16 protein-coding genes and 1 other RNA gene are annotated in these 15,842 nt (G+C 63.7%); 1 reads left to right on the top strand and 16 read right to left on the bottom strand.

Annotated features, from left to right (window positions below; translation table 11 throughout):
* Nucleotide 1: 1 nt before the first annotated feature.
* The 9 genes from ftsW to mraZ are packed head-to-tail and all read right to left on the bottom strand — an operon-like array spanning nucleotide 2 to nucleotide 10,184.
* Entirely contained in the window at nucleotides 2-1,153 is a 1,152-nt protein-coding gene (ftsW, locus tag AC0NIH_RS16430) for a putative lipid II flippase FtsW (protein WP_013894669.1), read from the bottom strand.
* Nucleotides 1,153-2,553, bottom strand: a complete 1,401-nt coding sequence (gene murD, locus AC0NIH_RS16425) for a UDP-N-acetylmuramoyl-L-alanine--D-glutamate ligase (protein WP_473462100.1) — start codon at nucleotides 2,551-2,553, stop codon at nucleotides 1,153-1,155. Before murD ends, ftsW begins: the two co-directional genes overlap by 1 nt.
* An 8-nt stretch (nucleotides 2,554-2,561) precedes the next feature.
* Nucleotides 2,562-3,644, bottom strand: a complete 1,083-nt coding sequence (mraY, locus tag AC0NIH_RS16420; protein ID WP_023765130.1) for a phospho-N-acetylmuramoyl-pentapeptide-transferase — start codon at nucleotides 3,642-3,644, stop codon at nucleotides 2,562-2,564.
* Between the two features lie 23 nt (nucleotides 3,645-3,667).
* Nucleotides 3,668-5,101 (bottom strand): UDP-N-acetylmuramoylalanyl-D-glutamyl-2,6-diaminopimelate--D-alanyl-D-alanine ligase, encoded by a 1,434-nt coding sequence (locus AC0NIH_RS16415; RefSeq protein WP_352708896.1) that lies wholly within the window; start codon nucleotides 5,099-5,101, stop codon nucleotides 3,668-3,670.
* Nucleotides 5,098-6,552 carry a UDP-N-acetylmuramoyl-L-alanyl-D-glutamate--2,6-diaminopimelate ligase gene (locus tag AC0NIH_RS16410; RefSeq protein WP_473462104.1) on the bottom strand — a complete coding sequence of 485 codons (1,455 nt, stop codon included), beginning with the start codon at nucleotides 6,550-6,552 and terminating at the stop codon, nucleotides 5,098-5,100. The genes AC0NIH_RS16415 and AC0NIH_RS16410 overlap by 4 nt, the downstream gene beginning before the upstream one ends.
* A gap of 54 nt (nucleotides 6,553-6,606) precedes the next feature.
* Nucleotides 6,607-8,316, bottom strand: a complete 1,710-nt coding sequence (locus AC0NIH_RS16405; protein WP_473462108.1) for a peptidoglycan D,D-transpeptidase FtsI family protein — start codon at nucleotides 8,314-8,316, stop codon at nucleotides 6,607-6,609.
* Nucleotides 8,313-8,708, bottom strand: a complete 396-nt coding sequence (gene ftsL, locus AC0NIH_RS16400) for a cell division protein FtsL (RefSeq protein WP_287272235.1) — start codon at nucleotides 8,706-8,708, stop codon at nucleotides 8,313-8,315. Before ftsL ends, AC0NIH_RS16405 begins: the two co-directional genes overlap by 4 nt.
* Nucleotides 8,709-8,712: 4 nt before the next feature.
* Nucleotides 8,713-9,729, bottom strand: a complete 1,017-nt coding sequence (rsmH, locus tag AC0NIH_RS16395) for a 16S rRNA (cytosine(1402)-N(4))-methyltransferase RsmH (protein ID WP_473462110.1) — start codon at nucleotides 9,727-9,729, stop codon at nucleotides 8,713-8,715.
* Nucleotides 9,726-10,184, bottom strand: a complete 459-nt coding sequence (mraZ, locus tag AC0NIH_RS16390) for a division/cell wall cluster transcriptional repressor MraZ (RefSeq protein WP_352708987.1) — start codon at nucleotides 10,182-10,184, stop codon at nucleotides 9,726-9,728. The genes rsmH and mraZ overlap by 4 nt, the downstream gene beginning before the upstream one ends.
* Before the next feature lie 409 nt (nucleotides 10,185-10,593).
* Between mraZ and AC0NIH_RS16385 the strand changes: the two genes are divergently transcribed.
* Nucleotides 10,594-11,709: a cystathionine gamma-lyase gene (locus AC0NIH_RS16385; protein WP_473462114.1), complete on the top strand. Its 1,116-nt coding sequence runs from the start codon at nucleotides 10,594-10,596 to the stop codon at nucleotides 11,707-11,709.
* A 9-nt stretch (nucleotides 11,710-11,718) separates the two neighbouring features.
* Here AC0NIH_RS16385 and AC0NIH_RS16380 read toward each other — a convergent pair whose 3' ends face one another.
* The 7 genes from AC0NIH_RS16380 to AC0NIH_RS16350 form a co-directional block, all read right to left on the bottom strand.
* Nucleotides 11,719-12,021: a type II toxin-antitoxin system RelE/ParE family toxin gene (locus tag AC0NIH_RS16380; protein WP_023765138.1), complete on the bottom strand. Its 303-nt coding sequence runs from the start codon at nucleotides 12,019-12,021 to the stop codon at nucleotides 11,719-11,721.
* On the bottom strand, nucleotides 12,018-12,293 hold the full coding sequence (locus AC0NIH_RS16375; RefSeq protein WP_023778033.1) for a type II toxin-antitoxin system ParD family antitoxin: 276 nt from the start codon (nucleotides 12,291-12,293) through the stop codon (nucleotides 12,018-12,020). Before AC0NIH_RS16375 ends, AC0NIH_RS16380 begins: the two co-directional genes overlap by 4 nt.
* A 165-nt stretch (nucleotides 12,294-12,458) precedes the next feature.
* Nucleotides 12,459-12,858: RNase P RNA component class A (gene rnpB, locus AC0NIH_RS16370), an RNA gene on the bottom strand.
* Nucleotides 12,859-12,938: 80 nt separating this feature from the next.
* Nucleotides 12,939-13,658 (bottom strand): lytic transglycosylase domain-containing protein, encoded by a 720-nt coding sequence (locus tag AC0NIH_RS16365; RefSeq protein WP_287272226.1) that lies wholly within the window; start codon nucleotides 13,656-13,658, stop codon nucleotides 12,939-12,941.
* A gap of 211 nt (nucleotides 13,659-13,869) precedes the next feature.
* A complete protein-coding gene (locus AC0NIH_RS16360; RefSeq protein ID WP_287272223.1) occupies nucleotides 13,870-14,625 on the bottom strand; it encodes a peptidoglycan recognition protein family protein in 756 nt (251 codons plus the stop codon).
* On the bottom strand, nucleotides 14,622-15,341 hold the full coding sequence (locus AC0NIH_RS16355) for a J domain-containing protein (RefSeq protein ID WP_023778030.1): 720 nt from the start codon (nucleotides 15,339-15,341) through the stop codon (nucleotides 14,622-14,624). The genes AC0NIH_RS16360 and AC0NIH_RS16355 overlap by 4 nt, the downstream gene beginning before the upstream one ends.
* A 160-nt stretch (nucleotides 15,342-15,501) precedes the next feature.
* Nucleotides 15,502-15,711: a hypothetical protein gene (locus tag AC0NIH_RS16350; protein ID WP_023765142.1), complete on the bottom strand. Its 210-nt coding sequence runs from the start codon at nucleotides 15,709-15,711 to the stop codon at nucleotides 15,502-15,504.
* Nucleotides 15,712-15,842 lie beyond the last annotated feature (131 nt).

Below are 15,842 nucleotides of genomic sequence, written 5' to 3'. Positions count from 1 at the left end.
GTCACTCCGCCGGCATCGCGCGCTGCGGCAGCGTAAAGCCCATTTGCTTGCGCTTTTCCGGCCGCTTGCGCGTCAGCGCCAGCACCATGCCCATCGAGATGGCGATGGCGATCTGCGAGGAGCCGCCATAGGAGATGAAGGGCAATGTCATGCCCTTGGCTGGCACCAGCTGCAGGTTGACGCACATGTTGATGACCGCCTGCAGGCCGAACACGGTGACGAGACCGCCGACCGCATAGCGGGTGAAATCGTCATGTTCCTTGAGCGCCGTGTTTAGACCGCGCAGCACGATGAAGGCGAAGATCGACATGATGAAGAAGCACATGATCAGGCCGAATTCCTCGCCCGCGACCGAAAAAACGAAGTCGGCATGGCTGTCCGGAATGACCCGCTTGACGGTGCCCTCGCCCGGCCCGACGCCGAACCAGCCGCCATTGATCAGGGCGTCGCGTCCCATGTCGACCTGGAACGTATCGCCTTCGCCGGTGAGGAACTTGTCGATGCGCAAGGCAACGTGCGGGAACACCGTGTAGGCGGCGAAGACGCCGCCGACGCCGGCCGCGCCCAGCACGATGATCCACAGCCATGGCAACCCCGCCATGAAGAACATGATGCCCCAGGTGCCTGTCGTCAGCATGGTCTGGCCGAGATCCGGCTGCGCCACCAGCAGCGACACGACCAGCACCAGGAGCAGCATGGCGAACAGATTGCCGGGAATGTCGGGCTGACGCTTGTGTTCGGCGAACAGCCAGGCGCACATGATGACGAAGGCCGGCTTGAGGAATTCCGACGGCTGGATCGACAGGCCGGCAATCGACACCCAGCGCCGCGCGCCCTTCACCTCGATGCCGATGTAGAGCACCGCCACCATCAGCACCAGCATCAAGCATAGCATGATCAGTGCCATGCGCCGGATCTGCCGGGAATCGAGGAAGGAGACGGCCAGCATCACGCCGAGCGCCGGCACGGTGAAGATGATCTGCCTGGTGGCGAAGTGGAAGCTGTCGAGACCGATGCGTTCGGCCACCGCCGGGCTGGCGGCGAACGACAAGACGATGCCGAGCCCCATCAGCGACAGGAATGCCGCCAGGAACCAGCGATCGATCGTCCACCACCAGGTTGCAACCGGGCTTTTGTCGAGACGGCTCTGCATTATCGTGCCCCTCCGATGGGTTTCACGCCCTCGATAGCATTCGCAGCTTGCCTGAAGGCTTCGCCGCGGACTTCGAAATTCTTGAACTGGTCGAAACTGGCGCAGGCCGGCGACAACAGCACCACAGCCTCGCCGCCGTCGTCCCTGGCCGCATCATGCGCGGCGTGTTCGACCGCGGCGGCCAGCGTGCCCGATATCTCGTAGGACACCGCCTCGCCCAGCGTCGCCGAGAAGGCGGGCGCCGCCTCGCCGATCAGGTAGGCCTTGGCGATACGCGGGAAGAAGCCGCGCAGCGGCTCGATGCCGCCTTCCTTGGGCAGGCCGCCGGCGATCCAGTAGATGCGGCTGAAGCTCGACAGGGCGGGCGCCGCCGCATCGGCATTGGTCGCCTTGGAATCGTTGATGAACAGCACATGGTCCTTGCGGCCGACCTGCTCCATGCGATGCGCGAGGCCTGGGAAGCTTTCCAGCCCCGACTGGATCTCACCAAGCTCCATCCCAACCCTCAGGCACGCGGCGACCGCGGCAAGCGCGTTCTGCGCATTGTGCTGGCCGCGCAGCGAACCGATGCCTTCGAGGAAGGCGACCCGGCTGTAGCGGCCGTGCACGGCTTCCATCAAATTGCTGCCGTCGGCGAAATAGCCGTCGGTCAAAGGCAGCCGCTTGGAGATGCGGATGACCTGCCGCCCGGCCCGCTCCAGCCGTTCGGCGATCTGCGCGCACCAGGAATCGTCGATGCCGATGATCGCCGTCTCGCTACCCGCCACCAGCCGTTCCTTGATCGAGGCGTAGTGCTGCATGGTGCCGTGGCGGTCGAGATGGTCGGGCGTCAGGTTGAGCAGGATGCCGGCCGTCGGGTTGATCGAGGGTGCGAGGTCGATCTGGTAGGACGAGCATTCCACGACATAGTGGCGATCGGGCTTCGGCGGATCGAGCGTCATCACGGCGCGGCCAATATTGCCGCCCATCTGCGTGTCGCGGCCCGCCGATTTGAGGATATGCGCCGTCAGGGCGGTCGTCGTCGACTTGCCGTTGGTGCCGGTTATCCCGATGAAGGGAGCTGTCGGCGCACTGAGCGTCCGTTCCCGACAGAACAGTTCGATGTCGCCAATCACCTCGACGCCGGCGCCGCGCGCCAGCTCCACCGTCCAATGCGGCTTGGGATGTGTCAGCGGCACGCCCGGCGACAGCACGAAGGCCGAGAATTTCGCCCAGTCGGCGCCGCGCAAATCGGCGGTTTCAATGCCGGCGGCGGCCGCCTTGGCGACGCTGTCGGGATTGTCGTCCCAGGCCAGCACCTCAGCACCGCCCTCGATCAGCGCGCGCGCCGTCGCTATCCCCGAGCCACCGAGCCCGAAGAGCGAAACGCGCTTGCCTGCGAAGGATGCGGCGGGGATCAAGGGGCCTCCTACCTGAGCTTGAGGGTGGAGAGGCCGACCAGCGCCAGGATGACGGCGATGATCCAGAAACGGATCACCACCTGGCTTTCGGTCCAGCCGAGCTTTTCGAAGTGATGGTGGATCGGCGCCATCAGGAACACCCGCTTGCCGGTCATCTTGAAGTAGCCGACCTGGATTATGACAGACAGGATTTCCACGACAAACAACCCGCCGACGATGACCAGCACGATCTCGTGCTTGGTGGCGACCGCGACGGTGCCGATCAGGCCACCCATAGCCAGCGAGCCGGTGTCGCCCATGAAGATCGCCGCCGGCGGCGCGTTGAACCAGAGGAAGCCGAGGCCGGCGCCGATGACGGCGCCCAGCACGACCGCCAGTTCGCCGGTGCCCGGCACGAAATGGATCTGCAGATATTCGGCGAACACCGCGTTGCCGGAGAGATAGGCGATGACGCCGAAGGACGCCGCCGCGATCATGATCGGCACGATCGCAAGTCCGTCGAGGCCGTCGGTCAGGTTCACCGCATTGCCGGCGCCGACGATGACGAAGCAGGAGAACGGAATGAAGAACCAGCCGAGGTTGATGATGAATTCCTTGGCGAAAGGAAACGTCAGCGACGACGAGAACGGCGCCTGGCCATTGTGCATGATTACCCAGGCGGCGATGCCCGCGATGACGAATTCAAGCGCCAGCCTTGCCTTGCCGGAAAAGCCGAGATGCGACTGCTTGGTCACCTTCAGATAGTCGTCGTAGAAGCCGATCGAGCCGAAGCCGAGCGTCACCAATAGCACCACCCAGACATAGATGCTCGACAAGTTCGCCCACAGCAGAGACGAACCGATGATGCCGGACAGGATCATCAGGCCGCCCATGGTCGGCGTGCCGGCCTTCTTGAAATGCGTCTGCGGCCCGTCGGCACGGATCGGCTGGCCCTTGCCCTGGCGCAGCCTGAGCGAATTGATGATCGTCGGTCCGAAGATGAAGACGATCAGCGCCGATGTGATCAGCGCCCCGCCGGTGCGGAAGGTGATGTAGCGGAAGACATTGAAGACCGAGATCTTGTCCGCAAAATCGACGAGCAGTGTGAACATGCGCTTTCGTCCCCCGACCTGGTCTAGGTCTGTTTGCTGGTTGTGGATTCCGCCGGGAATTTGCCCAGCAGCGCATCGACCAGTTTTGCGAAACCGATGCCCTTCGACGATTTGATCATCACCACGTCACCCGGCTTCAGCGCGGCAAGCAGCACCGGCTTCAACTCGGCGACGCCGGCGCGGTATTCCGTCTGGATCTCGGCCGGAAGCGCTTCCGCCAGCGCTTTCATTTCCGGGCCACCGAGAAAGACTGTTTGCGTGGCGGTACCGACGATGAGGTCGGCAAGTGCGGCATGCAGCTTGGCCGAATGATCACCGAGCTCCAGCATGTCGCCGAGCACGGCGATGCGACGACCCTCGCCCGTCACCGGCGTCGTGTTGAGCAATGCCATCGCGGCGGCCATCGATGCCGGGTTGGCATTGTAGCTCTCGTCGATCAGCGTGATCGGGCCGCCAGGGTGCCGAAGCACGTGGCGCTTGCCGCGCCCGCGCTCGGCGGAGAGATCGGCCAGCGCCAGCACCACTTTGTCGAGCTCGGCGCCGACCAGATGCGCCGCGCCCAGCACGGCCAGCACGTTCTGCACCATATGACGGCCGGGCGCGCCGATACGGGCGATCATATCATGACCGCCGATCCTGGCGGCGATGTCGGAATGGTCGGCGTGGAGTTCGCATTTGGTGAGCTTGAAGGTCGAGCGCGCATTCTCGCCGAAGCCGTAGACATGCTCGACACCAGCAGCATGCGCCATCTTGTCCAGAAGCTTGAAGCGCGCATCGTCGCGGTTGAGGATGGCCGCACCATCGGGTTCGATGCCCTCGAAAATCTCGGCCTTGGCCTTGGCGATCTCGTCGAGGTTGCGGAAGAAGCCGAGGTGCGCCGCCGCGATCATGGTGACGATGGCGACATGCGGCCGCACCATTTTGACCAGCGGCCGGATTTCGTCGGGATGGTTCATGCCGATCTCGAACACGGCGTAATCGCAATCCACGGGCATGCGCGCCAAGGTCAGCGGCACGCCCCAATGGTTGTTGAAGGACTGCGCCGAGGCATGCACCTTGCCCATCGCCGACAGCACGTGGCGCAGCGCTTCCTTGGTGGTGGTCTTGCCGGCCGAACCGGTCACCGCGATGATCTTGGCCTGCGAGCGGGCTCGTGCCGCGACACCGAGTTTTTCCAATGCGACCAGCACGTCCTCGACGACGACAATCGGCGCCGTCAGCCGGCCGAGCGACGGCAGCTTGCCTTCCGCCACCACCAATACGCCGGCGCCGGCCTTGATCGCAGCGGTGGCGAAGTCGTGCCCGTCCATCGCCTCGCCCTTGATGGCGAAAAAGGCATCGCCGGGCTGCAGGCTGCGGCTGTCGATCGAAATGCCCGATATGCCTTCCGGCATCGGACCGAGCGGCCGCCCGTCCATGGCGGCAACCAGCGCTTCGGAAGTCCACAAGAGGTTCATGCGGCACGCTCCCGCAGCGCGGCGCGAACTTCCTCATGATCGGAGAAATGCAGCGTCTCGGAGCCGATCGTCTGGCCTTCCTCGTGGCCCTTGCCGGCCACGATCAGTGTGTCGCCGGCATGAAGCATGGCGACTGCATCGTGGATCGCCTTGCGCCGGTCGCCGATCTCGATGGCGCCAGGTGCCGCGGCCATGATGGCGGCGCGGATGGTCTCGGGCACTTCCGAACGCGGATTGTCGTCGGTGACGATGACGACATCGGCAAGCCGGGTCGCGATTTCGCCCATGATCGGCCTTTTTCCCCGGTCGCGGTCGCCGCCGCAGCCGAACACGACCATGACGCGGCCTGTGGTGAACGGCCGCACCGAGGCCAGCACGTTTTCCAGCGCATCGGGCTTGTGGGCATAGTCGACATAAACGGGCGCACCATTGGCGGTGGTCCCGACGAGATCGAGCCGGCCCGGCGCGCCCTTCAATTTCTCCAACGACATCAAAGCCTTGGCAGTGGGTGTTCCCGTGGAAATGGCGAGCCCCGCGGAAACCAGCGCGTTCGAAATCTGGAAATCGCCGGCCAGCGGCAGGTCGATCTCGTAAAGCACACCGTCGGCCTCGACCTCGGCGCGCTGGCGATGACGCTCATGCTCGACCCGCTTCAGCCGGAGGAAATCGCCATGGCGCCCAACGGTCAGCACCTCGAGCCCGGCGGCCCGCGCCGCCTGGATCGTCGGCGCCGACCACGGATCGTCGGCAGAGATGACCGCCGGCGCGCCCTTCGGCAGCAGCGTGTCGAACAGGCGCAGTTTGGCGCGGTGATAATCCTCGACCGTTGGATGGTAATCCATGTGGTCGCGGCCAAGATTGGTGAAGCCGCCGGCCGCGAGCTTGACGCCGTCGAGGCGACGCTGGTCGAGCCCGTGGCTGGAAGCCTCCATCGAGGCGTGGGTAACGCCGGCGTCGGCCAATTCCTTGAGCAACTGGTGCAAGGCGACCGGATCGGGCGTCGTCAGCGAACCATATTCGTTGCGGCCCGGCGCCACCACACCAGTGGTGCCGATCGAGGCGGCGGCGTAGCCGGCCTGCTCCCAGATCTGCCTGGTGAAGGCGGCGACCGATGTCTTGCCGCTGGTACCGGTCACCGCAACCATGGTTTGTGGCTGCTTGCCGAAAAAGCGGGCGGCACCGAGCGCCAGCGCCAGGCGCGGATCGTCCACCGCCAGCACTGGCACCGGATGCGCGCCAATGGCGGTGCCCTTGGCTGTCACGATCGCCACGGCACCGCGCTTGGCGGCATCGGCGGCATAGGCCGAGCCGTCGGCTTTGCTTCCCGCAAGCGCGAAGAAGATGACGCCGGGTTTAACCTGCCGGGAATCCGACGAGATGCCGGTAACCTCCAGATCGGCGGAAGCTGTTCCTTCGACTGGCAGGATACCGTCTAGATCTCTGAGCTTCATCGAGTTCCGTTCACCGCAACAAAATAGCGCGCAGTTACCGGCGCGCCCCAAGAATCACTGATAGGACACCAGCGTTGCACCATTTTCATGGCTGAAATCTGGCTTCACGCCAAGCATGGCCGCTGAACGCCTGATGATATTACCGGCTATAACCCCGGCATTCGCCGCCGCGACGTCGGTCATCCCGGGCTTTTCGGGGTGCGGGGCATCGGCAATCGTAAACACGAGATATTGCGGATCGTCCATCGGGAAGGCGGCGACGAAGGTGTTGAAATTCAAATCCTTAGAATAGCGGCCGTTGATCACCTTCTCGGCCGTTCCGGTCTTGCCGCCGACGCGGTAGCCGGGGACCCTGGCGTTTCTGGCCGAGCCCTTCTCGGCGTTGAGCGTATAGAGGTAGCGCATGCCTTCGACGGTTTTGTCGTTGACCACTTTCTTGGCCGTCGCCATCGCTTCCTGCTCGCTGCGGACCAGGAACGTCGGCTCCATCAAGTAGCCGCCATTCATCAGCGCCGCGCAGCCGACAGCCGCCTGCAGCGGCGTCGTCGACACGCCATGGCCGAAGGCGATGGTGAACGAATTGACCTGTTTCCAGACCTTCGGTTCCGTCGGGCGGGCGACTTCCGGCAGTTCGGTCTGCATCTTGTCCAGGATGCCAAGGCGATGCAGGAATTCCCGGTGCCCGGCGATGCCGACCAGTTCGGCCTCTCGGGCCGACCCGATGTTGGACGAATAGAGGAACACCTCCGGCAACGACAGCACACGGTTCTTGCCGTGGAAATCGTGGATGGCCTGATGGCCGACCCGGATTGGATGCGAAGCGTCGAAGCGGCTTGCCATCGTCGCCTTGCCGGAATCGAGCGCCATGGCCGAGGTGAAGCTCTTGAAGGTCGAGCCCATCTCATAGAGCCCCGCCGACATCCGGTTCAGCCGGTCCTTTTCCTGTGCATTGTAGGGATTATTCGGATCGAAATCCGGCACCGAAGCCATGGCCACCACTTCGCCAGTCTTGACGTTGAGCACGACGGCTCCGGCGCCCATGGCGCGATAGCGCTCCAGGCCGGCGGCGATCTCGTCGCGCACCACATGCTGGATGCGCAGATCGATCGAAAGCTTCACCGGCTTGAGATCCTTGGCCACCGCCAGGCCCGACGCCTGCAGGTCGCTCAGGCCCTGCTCGTCGATGTACTTCTCCATGCCGGAGATGCCCTGGTTGTCGATGTTGGTCAGGCCGACAATGTAGGACGAGGTCTCGCCGCTCGGGTAGAAACGGCGCTTTTCGGTGCGGAAGCCGAAGCCGGGAATGCCGAGCTGCATGATGTCGGCCTGCTGCTTGGGCGTCAGCTGGCGCTGCAGCCAGACGAAGCCAGCGCCGCTCTTGAGCTTCTGGTAGGTCTGCTCGTAATCGATCTCGGGCAGAACGGTCGACAGTTTTTCGATCGCCTCGTCGGCATCGACGATGCGGCGCGGCTCGGCGAACAATGACGCCGTCTTGATGTCGGTCGCCAGCACTTCGCCATTGCGGTCGACGATGTCAGGCCGCGAGGCGGTGACGCGGCTCTGCGGGCCGCCCGACAGGTCGGGTGTCTGGAAGCCGAGATAGACCAGCCGCCCGGAAATGACCGAGAAGATGCCGAAGAACACCGCCATCGTCATCACGATGCGCGCCTTGCCCTTGCCGCCGGTCGCCTTGCGGGCGCCCTCGACGACGATGGACCCGTCCTCGACCGTCCTGGCCCGGCGCTTCAGCAGTTTGCCGATCATTGGGCGATGCCTCCGGTGACGACGGGGTCCTTGTCGCCCGGGGGCGCCTTGTCGGAATTGTCGGCCATGCCGCCTTGGCGGCCGTTCAGTATGTCCTGGATGTCCAGGGCCTTGGCCGGCAGGTCGCCCAGGCCCACGATCTGGCGCGCGCTGACCGGCTCGAGGGCGAGCTGCGCCTTGTAGAGTTCGGCGAGCTTCTGCAGCCGCGACGGCTGGGTGAGCAGGCTCCAGTCGGCCTTGAGCAGGTCGATCGTCTCCTCCTCGTAGCGTATCTGGGTATGGATCTTCTGCACCGCCGCCAGTTGGTCCTCGGCCTCGCGCTTGATTTTGTAGGTCAGAGCCGCCGCCGAAACCATGACGGCGATCAGGACAATGTCGCTGGTACGGAACACGTGCTTACCTCTCCCCCTGCCGGTCGATACCGGGAAGCTTTGGAAGGCCGAAAATCGAAAAATCGCCGGGGCGAGCCGGCGCCTCGGTGCGGATCGCGGCGCGCAGCCTCGCCGAGCGGGCGCGTGGATTGGCCGCGATCTCGGCGTCACCAGGTGTCACGCCGCCGCTATCCTTGCGGAAGGTGGCGCTACGCGCCTGCGCCTCGGGCAAGTGGCGCGAACCGCTCGCGGCATCGGCGCGGTCGGCTATGAAGCGCTTGACGATACGGTCTTCCAGCGAATGGAACGTCACCACGACGAGGCGTCCGCCCGGCTTCAGCGCGCGTTCGGCGGCGAACAGGGCCTTGGCCAGCTCGCCAAGCTCGTCGTTGACGAAGATGCGCAGCGCCTGGAAGACGCGGGTGGCCGGATGGATCTTGTCCTTCGGCGCGCGGCCGATATGTGTCTCGATGGCGTCGGCGAGTTCCAGCGTGCGTTCGAACGGCCGCTTTTCGCGGCGCGCCTCGATCATGCGGGCGATACGCCCGGCGTGACGCTCCTCGCCGAGAAAGCCGAAGATGCGTGCAAGGTCGCCCGGCTTGAAGCCGTTGACGACATCGGCGGCACTGAGGCCCGCCTGCGCCATGCGCATGTCGAGCGGCCCGTCGGAGCGGAAGGAAAACCCGCGTTCGGCCTGATCGAGCTGCATCGAGGACACGCCAATGTCGAGCACGACGCCATCAACGCTTTCGGCATGCTCGTCCAGCGTCGAGAACGGCGCCTGCACCAGCCTCAGCCTGCCGCCCGACTGTGCCTCGAGATCGCGTCCGGCGGCGATCGCGTCCGGGTCGCGGTCGATGGCCACCACCGAAGCCCCCGTCGCCAGGATGGCTTTGGTGTAGCCGCCGGCGCCGAACGTGCCGTCAATGATGATGTCGCCTTCCGCCGGCGCCAGTGCCTTTAGCACTTCGCCAAGGAGGACCGGAATGTGGCGGGCCGATCCGCCAACGGCGTTGATGTCATCGCCGTGGCCCGCCGTCATTCCGGTCGCTCCCCAGGCTTCGTCCCCTGCCGAAGCTGCAAAAGCCGGGCCCGCGCCTGCGCGCCATAGGCAGCAAGCCGTCCCGGCTCCCAGATCTGAAAGAAATTGCCGCGGCCGACAAAGGTCGCCTCCGCCGAGATGCCGGTGTGCTCGCGAATGAAATCGGTCATGGTGATGCGGCCATCCTGGTCGAGTTTCAGGAACGCGCCATCGCCATGACAGAAGAAGGACATGTCGTCCGCCGTCTGCAGGAAGGGATCCTCGAGCGCGATGCGCTGCTCGTACCGATCGAGCAGGTCGAGCCCACCGACATCCATCGCCGGGAGATCCAGGCAACGCAGCGCGTAGAGTTCCGAATAGCCGCGCTTCTGCACGACGGCACGGAAATGCGCCGGAACGGACACCCGTCCCTTCGCATCGATCCTGCTCACCGTGTTCGAAAGAAACCGGTCCATCACGCGTTACAGCCGCTTGCGCCGCCGCACCCCTCTTCATCGTGTCGCACGCGCCGCCGCAGCGCGTTCCCTGCCTCGCACCCACCTCGTTTACGCGGGCAAAAACCGGCAAACGCGCAGCCGCCGCGGCTGCCCGATTGGCGTACGCTTTACCCTGACGCGGAACGAAGGCTTGAGTATCGAAATGGGATATCATGGGGCACTATGGGCGTCAACGGGAATAGGCTTCACAAACACGCGCATCGCGACCGATGAGGGCAGCCGTTACGGCACGTCTCGTCTTTATGATCCATTAAGCCTAACGAAGCGTTTAGAGCGCTTGGCCCAACCGGAGGCGGCTTGCTGGGGCGCGTTGCCGGGCATAGCGTTCGCTCGCGTCCGGCTGGTCACCAGGAGGGTTTGAGAATCGATGCCTAAATCAGCGAACACACGCGCTGCAGCACTTCCCCATCTGCGCAAAAACGGGCTCGCCATGGGCGACCCGATCCCGCTGCCGCTGACCATGGCCGCGATCTACCATGCGCCTGGCGATGCCACCGGCTACGATCAGTATGGCCGCTTCAGCAATCCGACCTGGGACGCGGTCGAACATATGCTGGCGCATCTGGAAGACGCGCCCTGCGTGGCCTTCCCTTCCGGAATGGGCGCGATCTCGGCCGTGTTCTTCGGACTGCTCAAGACTGGCGACCGTATCCTGCTGCCGTCGGACGGCTATCACACGACAAGGGCACTGGCCGATCGCTTCCTGAAGCCTTTCGGCGTCAGCTATGATGTCCGTCCGACCTCGGCGTTCCTCGATGGCGGCTTCGATGGCTACCGGCTTGCTTTCGTCGAAACCCCGGCCAATCCGGGACTGGATATCTGCGACATAGCGGCCGTTGCCGCGGCGGTTCACAAAGCAGGTGCGCTGCTGGCGATCGACAACACAACGATGACGCCGTTCGGCCAGCGCCCGCTCGACCACGGCGCCGATATCGTCGTCGCCGCCGACACCAAGGCACCGAACGGTCATTCGGACGTGCTGTTCGGCCACGTCGCCAGCCGCAACGCCGACATCATCGCCGCCGTGACCGGCTGGCGTGAAATTTCAGGCAGCATTCCCGGACCGTTCGAAGCCTGGCTGGTGCACCGTGGCCTGGAGACACTCGATGTGCGCTTCGACCGCATGTGCACCTCCGCGGAAGTGATCGCGCGGCGACTGCAGGGCCACCGGTCGATCAGCGGCCTGCGCTTTCCCGGACTGGAGAGCGATCCGTCGCACAACCTTGCCCGCGCCCAGATGGAGCGCTTCGGCTTTCTCATCTCGTTCGAGCTTGCCTCGGAACAGAAGGCCGAGGATTTCATCAACAATTGCGACCTGATGCAGGCAGCGACATCCTTCGGCGGCGTCCACACCTCGGCCGAGCGGCGCTTGAAGCGAGGCGATGCGGTTGCGCCTGGCTTCGTACGCCTCTCGGTCGGATGTGAACCGGTGGAAGAACTCTGGAAAGCAATCGAGATGTCGCTGGACGGGATCAGAGGCTGACAGGATCGATCACGAACCGAGATCGTCGGCTTCGATGTCGCGATGGCCGTGCAGCACGCGAAGAATTTCGATCGCTTCGCCACCGACGCGATACAGGGTGAGATAATCGCCGACCACCAGATGACGGATGCCGGGCGCAATATCGTCGCGTGGCGCACCTGAGAGGGGAAAGATGGCCAGTTGCTGCCATCGCGCTTCGATGCGATCGAGGAGCCGATCGGCTGCAGCCTCGCTGTCCTGGGCAATATGCAGCCAGATCGCGATCAGATCGTCTTCAACGCGTGCATTCCGGACGATGGACAACAGATTCATGCTGCGTCGTCAGATCGCAACCGTCTCCGCGCCTCGGCTTTGATTTCATCCATCGATGCAAATCGACCAGGCCCGCTATCGATCCCTTCCTGCACCAGCTTGCGCAGTTCCTCGACCGTATAGCCGAGCAGATCGCGGCGGTCCTTCCATTGCCGCAGCGCATCGCGGATCACTTCGCTCGCCGAAGCATATTCGCCGGCGGCAACCACATCGTCCACCGCTTGCGCCAGTTCCGGCGACAGCGTGATGCTGCGTTTATCGACATGTCCCATGATAGGCTCCCGATGCTTTCGTCGATCCAATGGTACGATTAAATCATACCAGCTTCAAGCAATGGCTTGGTGTCGATCCAGCCGGCAAAGCCGCACCAACTTGAATCGGCAGGCGCGCTGGAGGGCGCAACCTGCTGATCTCAAACGTTTTCTTTTCGAAGGAAAACTGCCAGCCGGCCTGTAAGCCGGGTTTTGTATGGCCCTCGCCCCTTGCGGGACGAGAACGTGGCGGCCATTCATCTTGGGCGCATGTTGCCATGCGCCTCACGCAACCTACCCGGACGGTGAGCCGGAAACAGCCCTCGAGGGTTTCCCCTCGCACCGCCCCTATTCGGTCTTGCTCCCGGTGGGGTTTACCGTGCCGCTCCTGTTGCCAGTCGCGCGGTGGGCTCTTACCCCACCCTTTCACCCTTACCACGGTGAAACCGTGGCGGTTTGCTTTCTGTGGCACTTTCCCTGGGGTCGCCCCCGCCGGCCATTAACCGGCACCGTGTCTCCATGGAGCCCGGACTTTCCTCACCCGCGACCTTTCGGCGTTTGCGAGTGCGGCCGCCCGGCCAGCTGGCAAGGCGTATAAAGGGGTTCAGCCCAGAAAACGCAACCGAAAAAGCCGCTTGCGGCCAGCTCTTCTCACGCCAGCTCTTCTCAGGCAGGCGCACCAACGGCGGCCAACTGCACCTTGACCTTGCTGCAATAGGCGGCCGAGACAGGGTTCATCCGTGTCGCGCCATGGCCGGCATTGTATTTCAGGATCGTGCCGCAGGTCGTGCCACCGCCGAGATCCCGTGCCATGGCGAGATACTTCATGCCGTATTTGATGTTGGTGTCGGGATCGAAGAGGCCCTTGGCCGAACCGTTGTAACCCATCATCCGCGCCGTCGCCGGCTTGATCTGCATCAGGCCGATCTCGCCGGCGCCGCCGACCATGTTCGGCCGGTAATTGCTCTCGATCTTGATGACGGCATTAGCCAGTGACACCGGGATGCCGTAGCTCGCCGCATAGCGGGCGACGATCGCGGAATACTGGCCGCTGCTGGCCACCGCTGCCGTCGACGCGGCTGCATTCCCGAGGCCGATCGATGCCGTCGTCATCATGTCGACGGTCTTGCGTCCGCGCTTGGTCTGCTTTTTGGCGGTGGATTTCTTCGCGTTGGTCCAGCTTGCCTTTTCCACTTTCGCGGAAGCCTGCTTCTTCGCCGTCTTCACACTCCTGCTGCTTTTGGCCGAAATGGCCTTGCCTTTGGCGGTTGCCACTACGAGCCCTTGATCGGCCCGTGGGCTTAACGGCGCAGCATTGGCCGCACCAAAGGCAAAAGTCATTACGCCGGCAGCAAGAGCTGCCGTTACAACGGTCAATTTCTGCATGTGATCCTGTTCTGTTTGGACCACGCGAAGATCATCGCGTGGCACGCCTTGATTAATATCGGAACATCCGGGGGGATAGACGTCCGACAAACTGTACGAATTGCCCTTTGAAGTCCGAATTGGCGCCAATGAAGGCGGGGCAAGTCACTTTAGGTGACAGTTTGTAACCTGAAAGGCGAAAAGGATTACTTGGGCAGGCCTTGACCCTGGGTCAGCGGCTCATGGAGGCAAGCAGTTTTTGCAGCGTACGCATCGTCGAGCCGTCGGCCAGCCCGTCAACCAGGCGGGGACGGAAATGCCGTTGGAAAGCCTCGACGACAATCCGTGTCTGATGATCGAAAACGCCCGATATCTCGACACCATAGCCATAGAGCGCGAGCATCGACTGCAGTGCCTCGACATCGGCGCCGCTGTCGCCGGGCTTCAGCGCGGCTCCACGCCTCACGGGAGCGGCCGGCACGAGATGGCCGACGCCGGCGTCGAACAGCGCGCGCCACGGAAACTTCTCGCCTGGATCGACTTTGCGCCCAGGCGCCACGTCCGAATGGGCCAGCACCCGCGTGGCGGGGATCGCATGCCGCGCGGCAATGCCTTTGCACAGGCCGATCACCGCGTCGATCTGGCGCTGGGGAAATCCGCGATAGCCTAGCGAATGTCCCGGATTGACGATCTCGATGCCGATCGAACAGGAGTTGATGTCGCTGCGTCCGAACCAGGAACTCTTGCCAGCGTGCCAGGCGCGGTCGCTTTCCCTGACCATCTGCACGATGTGGCCATTCTCATGCACGAGATAATGCGACGAGACTTCGCTGGCCGGGTCGCACAGCCACGCCTCTGCCCCGGCACCCGTCGCCATGCCGGTATAGTGCAACACGATCATATCGGGTTTCATCGTGTCGCGCCTTGGCCCGAAATTCGGCGACACCCTGACCTCGGCGCGCGGCTCGTCGGGCAGGAAGCCGCTCATACGTGCCGCAGGCCTCGCTCGATCATCTCATAGGCGGCGTTGATCGCCGCGACCCTGGTCGTCGCGATCTTGATGAATTCCTGCGGCAAGCCGCGCGCGATCAGCCGGTCGGGATGATTGTCGGAAACCAGCTTGCGGTACCGCTTCCTGACCTCCTCGAACGGCTTGCCGCGCTCGATGCCGAGCACGACATAGGGGTCGCCAGCGCCAAGATTGACGTGTCGCGCCAGGATGGCCTCATAATGTGCCTCGTCGATGCGGAAAATCTCCGCGATCCGATGCAAGAAGGTGCCTTCATGCTCATGCACCAAGCCGTCGGCCTTTGCGATGTGGAACAGGCCGTCGAGTATGTCTTCCAGCATCACGCAGTTGGAATGCCCAGAGCCGCACATCTGCGCCATCCGTTCGGCATAGGTCTCGAATCCGGCCACGTCGCGCTGCGCCAGATCGAATAGCCGCGCCACATTGCGCGTCTCCTTCGGCGGCACTTCGAAGATTTCCTGGAAAGCGCGCACCTCGTCCTGGGTGACGATGCCGTCGGCCTTGGCCATCTTGGCCGAAAGCGCGATCATGGCCACCGAGAAGGCGACGCGGCGGCGCAGGTCCGCGTCGCCGGAGAACACCGTGCGCACGGCCTCGACGACGTCGGCGACGCCCGACGTCGTCGAAGACGAAACCCGTGTTATGAATTCGCCAAGGCGGTCCCAAATCGACATGGCCAGCTTCATAAAGCCAACCGGACCCCGCTATCAAGCCAATAACGGCCACTGTCCGGTGTCGGTGAGGAGAGCGCCTCGTCGGTTCCGATGGTCGCCTCCACAAGAAAAGGCCGGCATGACGCCGGCCTTTTCTCCCAAGGCACTTACTGCTTACAAGCTACTGCGCGGGCGCAGGAGCAGGCGTTGCCGGAGCCGGCTCGGCAGGCTTGGTCGAATTATCGGCCGGGGCCGCGGGTTTCATCGGCTCGGAGGCCGGCGGATTGGTGCTCTGCGTGGTGGTGTTGTCAGTGCCTGTGCCGCTGTCGCTGCAGGCAGCGAGGCCCAGCAGGGCAAGCGCGGACACGGACGCAAGAATGAGCTTTTTCATGACATCTCTCCTTCAACACACGTTCACGTTGCAGTGAACGGTCGAAGGGGAAATGCATCACATCGCCATGAGTTTCGTAACGTTGCGTTTCCGCGTGTAACATCAACGGGATGCGTTGCCGCTGATGCCTT

The organism is Mesorhizobium sp. WSM1386 (genome assembly GCF_055901595.1).
Note: the sequence above shows the minus strand (reverse complement) of the source record. Positions and strands in the feature narration are given on the sequence as shown.

Bases quoted from the DNA above. Each gene is read 5' to 3' on its own strand.
- mraZ (WP_352708987.1), bottom strand. From the start codon at position 10,184: ATGGACCGGTTTCTTTCGAACACGGTGAGCAGGATCGATGCGAAGGGA.
- AC0NIH_RS16415 (WP_352708896.1), bottom strand. From the start codon at position 5,101: ATGAACCTCTTGTGGACTTCCGAAGCGCTGGTTGCCGCCATGGACGGG.
- AC0NIH_RS16375 (WP_023778033.1), bottom strand. From the start codon at position 12,293: ATGGGACATGTCGATAAACGCAGCATCACGCTGTCGCCGGAACTGGCG.
- AC0NIH_RS16385 (WP_473462114.1), top strand. From the start codon at position 10,594: ATGCCTAAATCAGCGAACACACGCGCTGCAGCACTTCCCCATCTGCGC.
- AC0NIH_RS16405 (WP_473462108.1), bottom strand. From the start codon at position 8,316: ATGATCGGCAAACTGCTGAAGCGCCGGGCCAGGACGGTCGAGGACGGG.
- AC0NIH_RS16355 (WP_023778030.1), bottom strand. From the start codon at position 15,341: ATGTCGATTTGGGACCGCCTTGGCGAATTCATAACACGGGTTTCGTCT.
- AC0NIH_RS16360 (WP_287272223.1), bottom strand. From the start codon at position 14,625: ATGAGCGGCTTCCTGCCCGACGAGCCGCGCGCCGAGGTCAGGGTGTCG.
- mraY (WP_023765130.1), bottom strand. From the start codon at position 3,644: ATGTTCACACTGCTCGTCGATTTTGCGGACAAGATCTCGGTCTTCAAT.
- AC0NIH_RS16380 (WP_023765138.1), bottom strand. From the start codon at position 12,021: ATGAATCTGTTGTCCATCGTCCGGAATGCACGCGTTGAAGACGATCTG.
- AC0NIH_RS16365 (WP_287272226.1), bottom strand. From the start codon at position 13,658: ATGCAGAAATTGACCGTTGTAACGGCAGCTCTTGCTGCCGGCGTAATG.
- ftsW (WP_013894669.1), bottom strand. From the start codon at position 1,153: ATGCAGAGCCGTCTCGACAAAAGCCCGGTTGCAACCTGGTGGTGGACG.
- AC0NIH_RS16410 (WP_473462104.1), bottom strand. From the start codon at position 6,552: ATGAAGCTCAGAGATCTAGACGGTATCCTGCCAGTCGAAGGAACAGCT.
- AC0NIH_RS16350 (WP_023765142.1), bottom strand. From the start codon at position 15,711: ATGAAAAAGCTCATTCTTGCGTCCGTGTCCGCGCTTGCCCTGCTGGGC.
- rsmH (WP_473462110.1), bottom strand. From the start codon at position 9,729: ATGACGGCGGGCCACGGCGATGACATCAACGCCGTTGGCGGATCGGCC.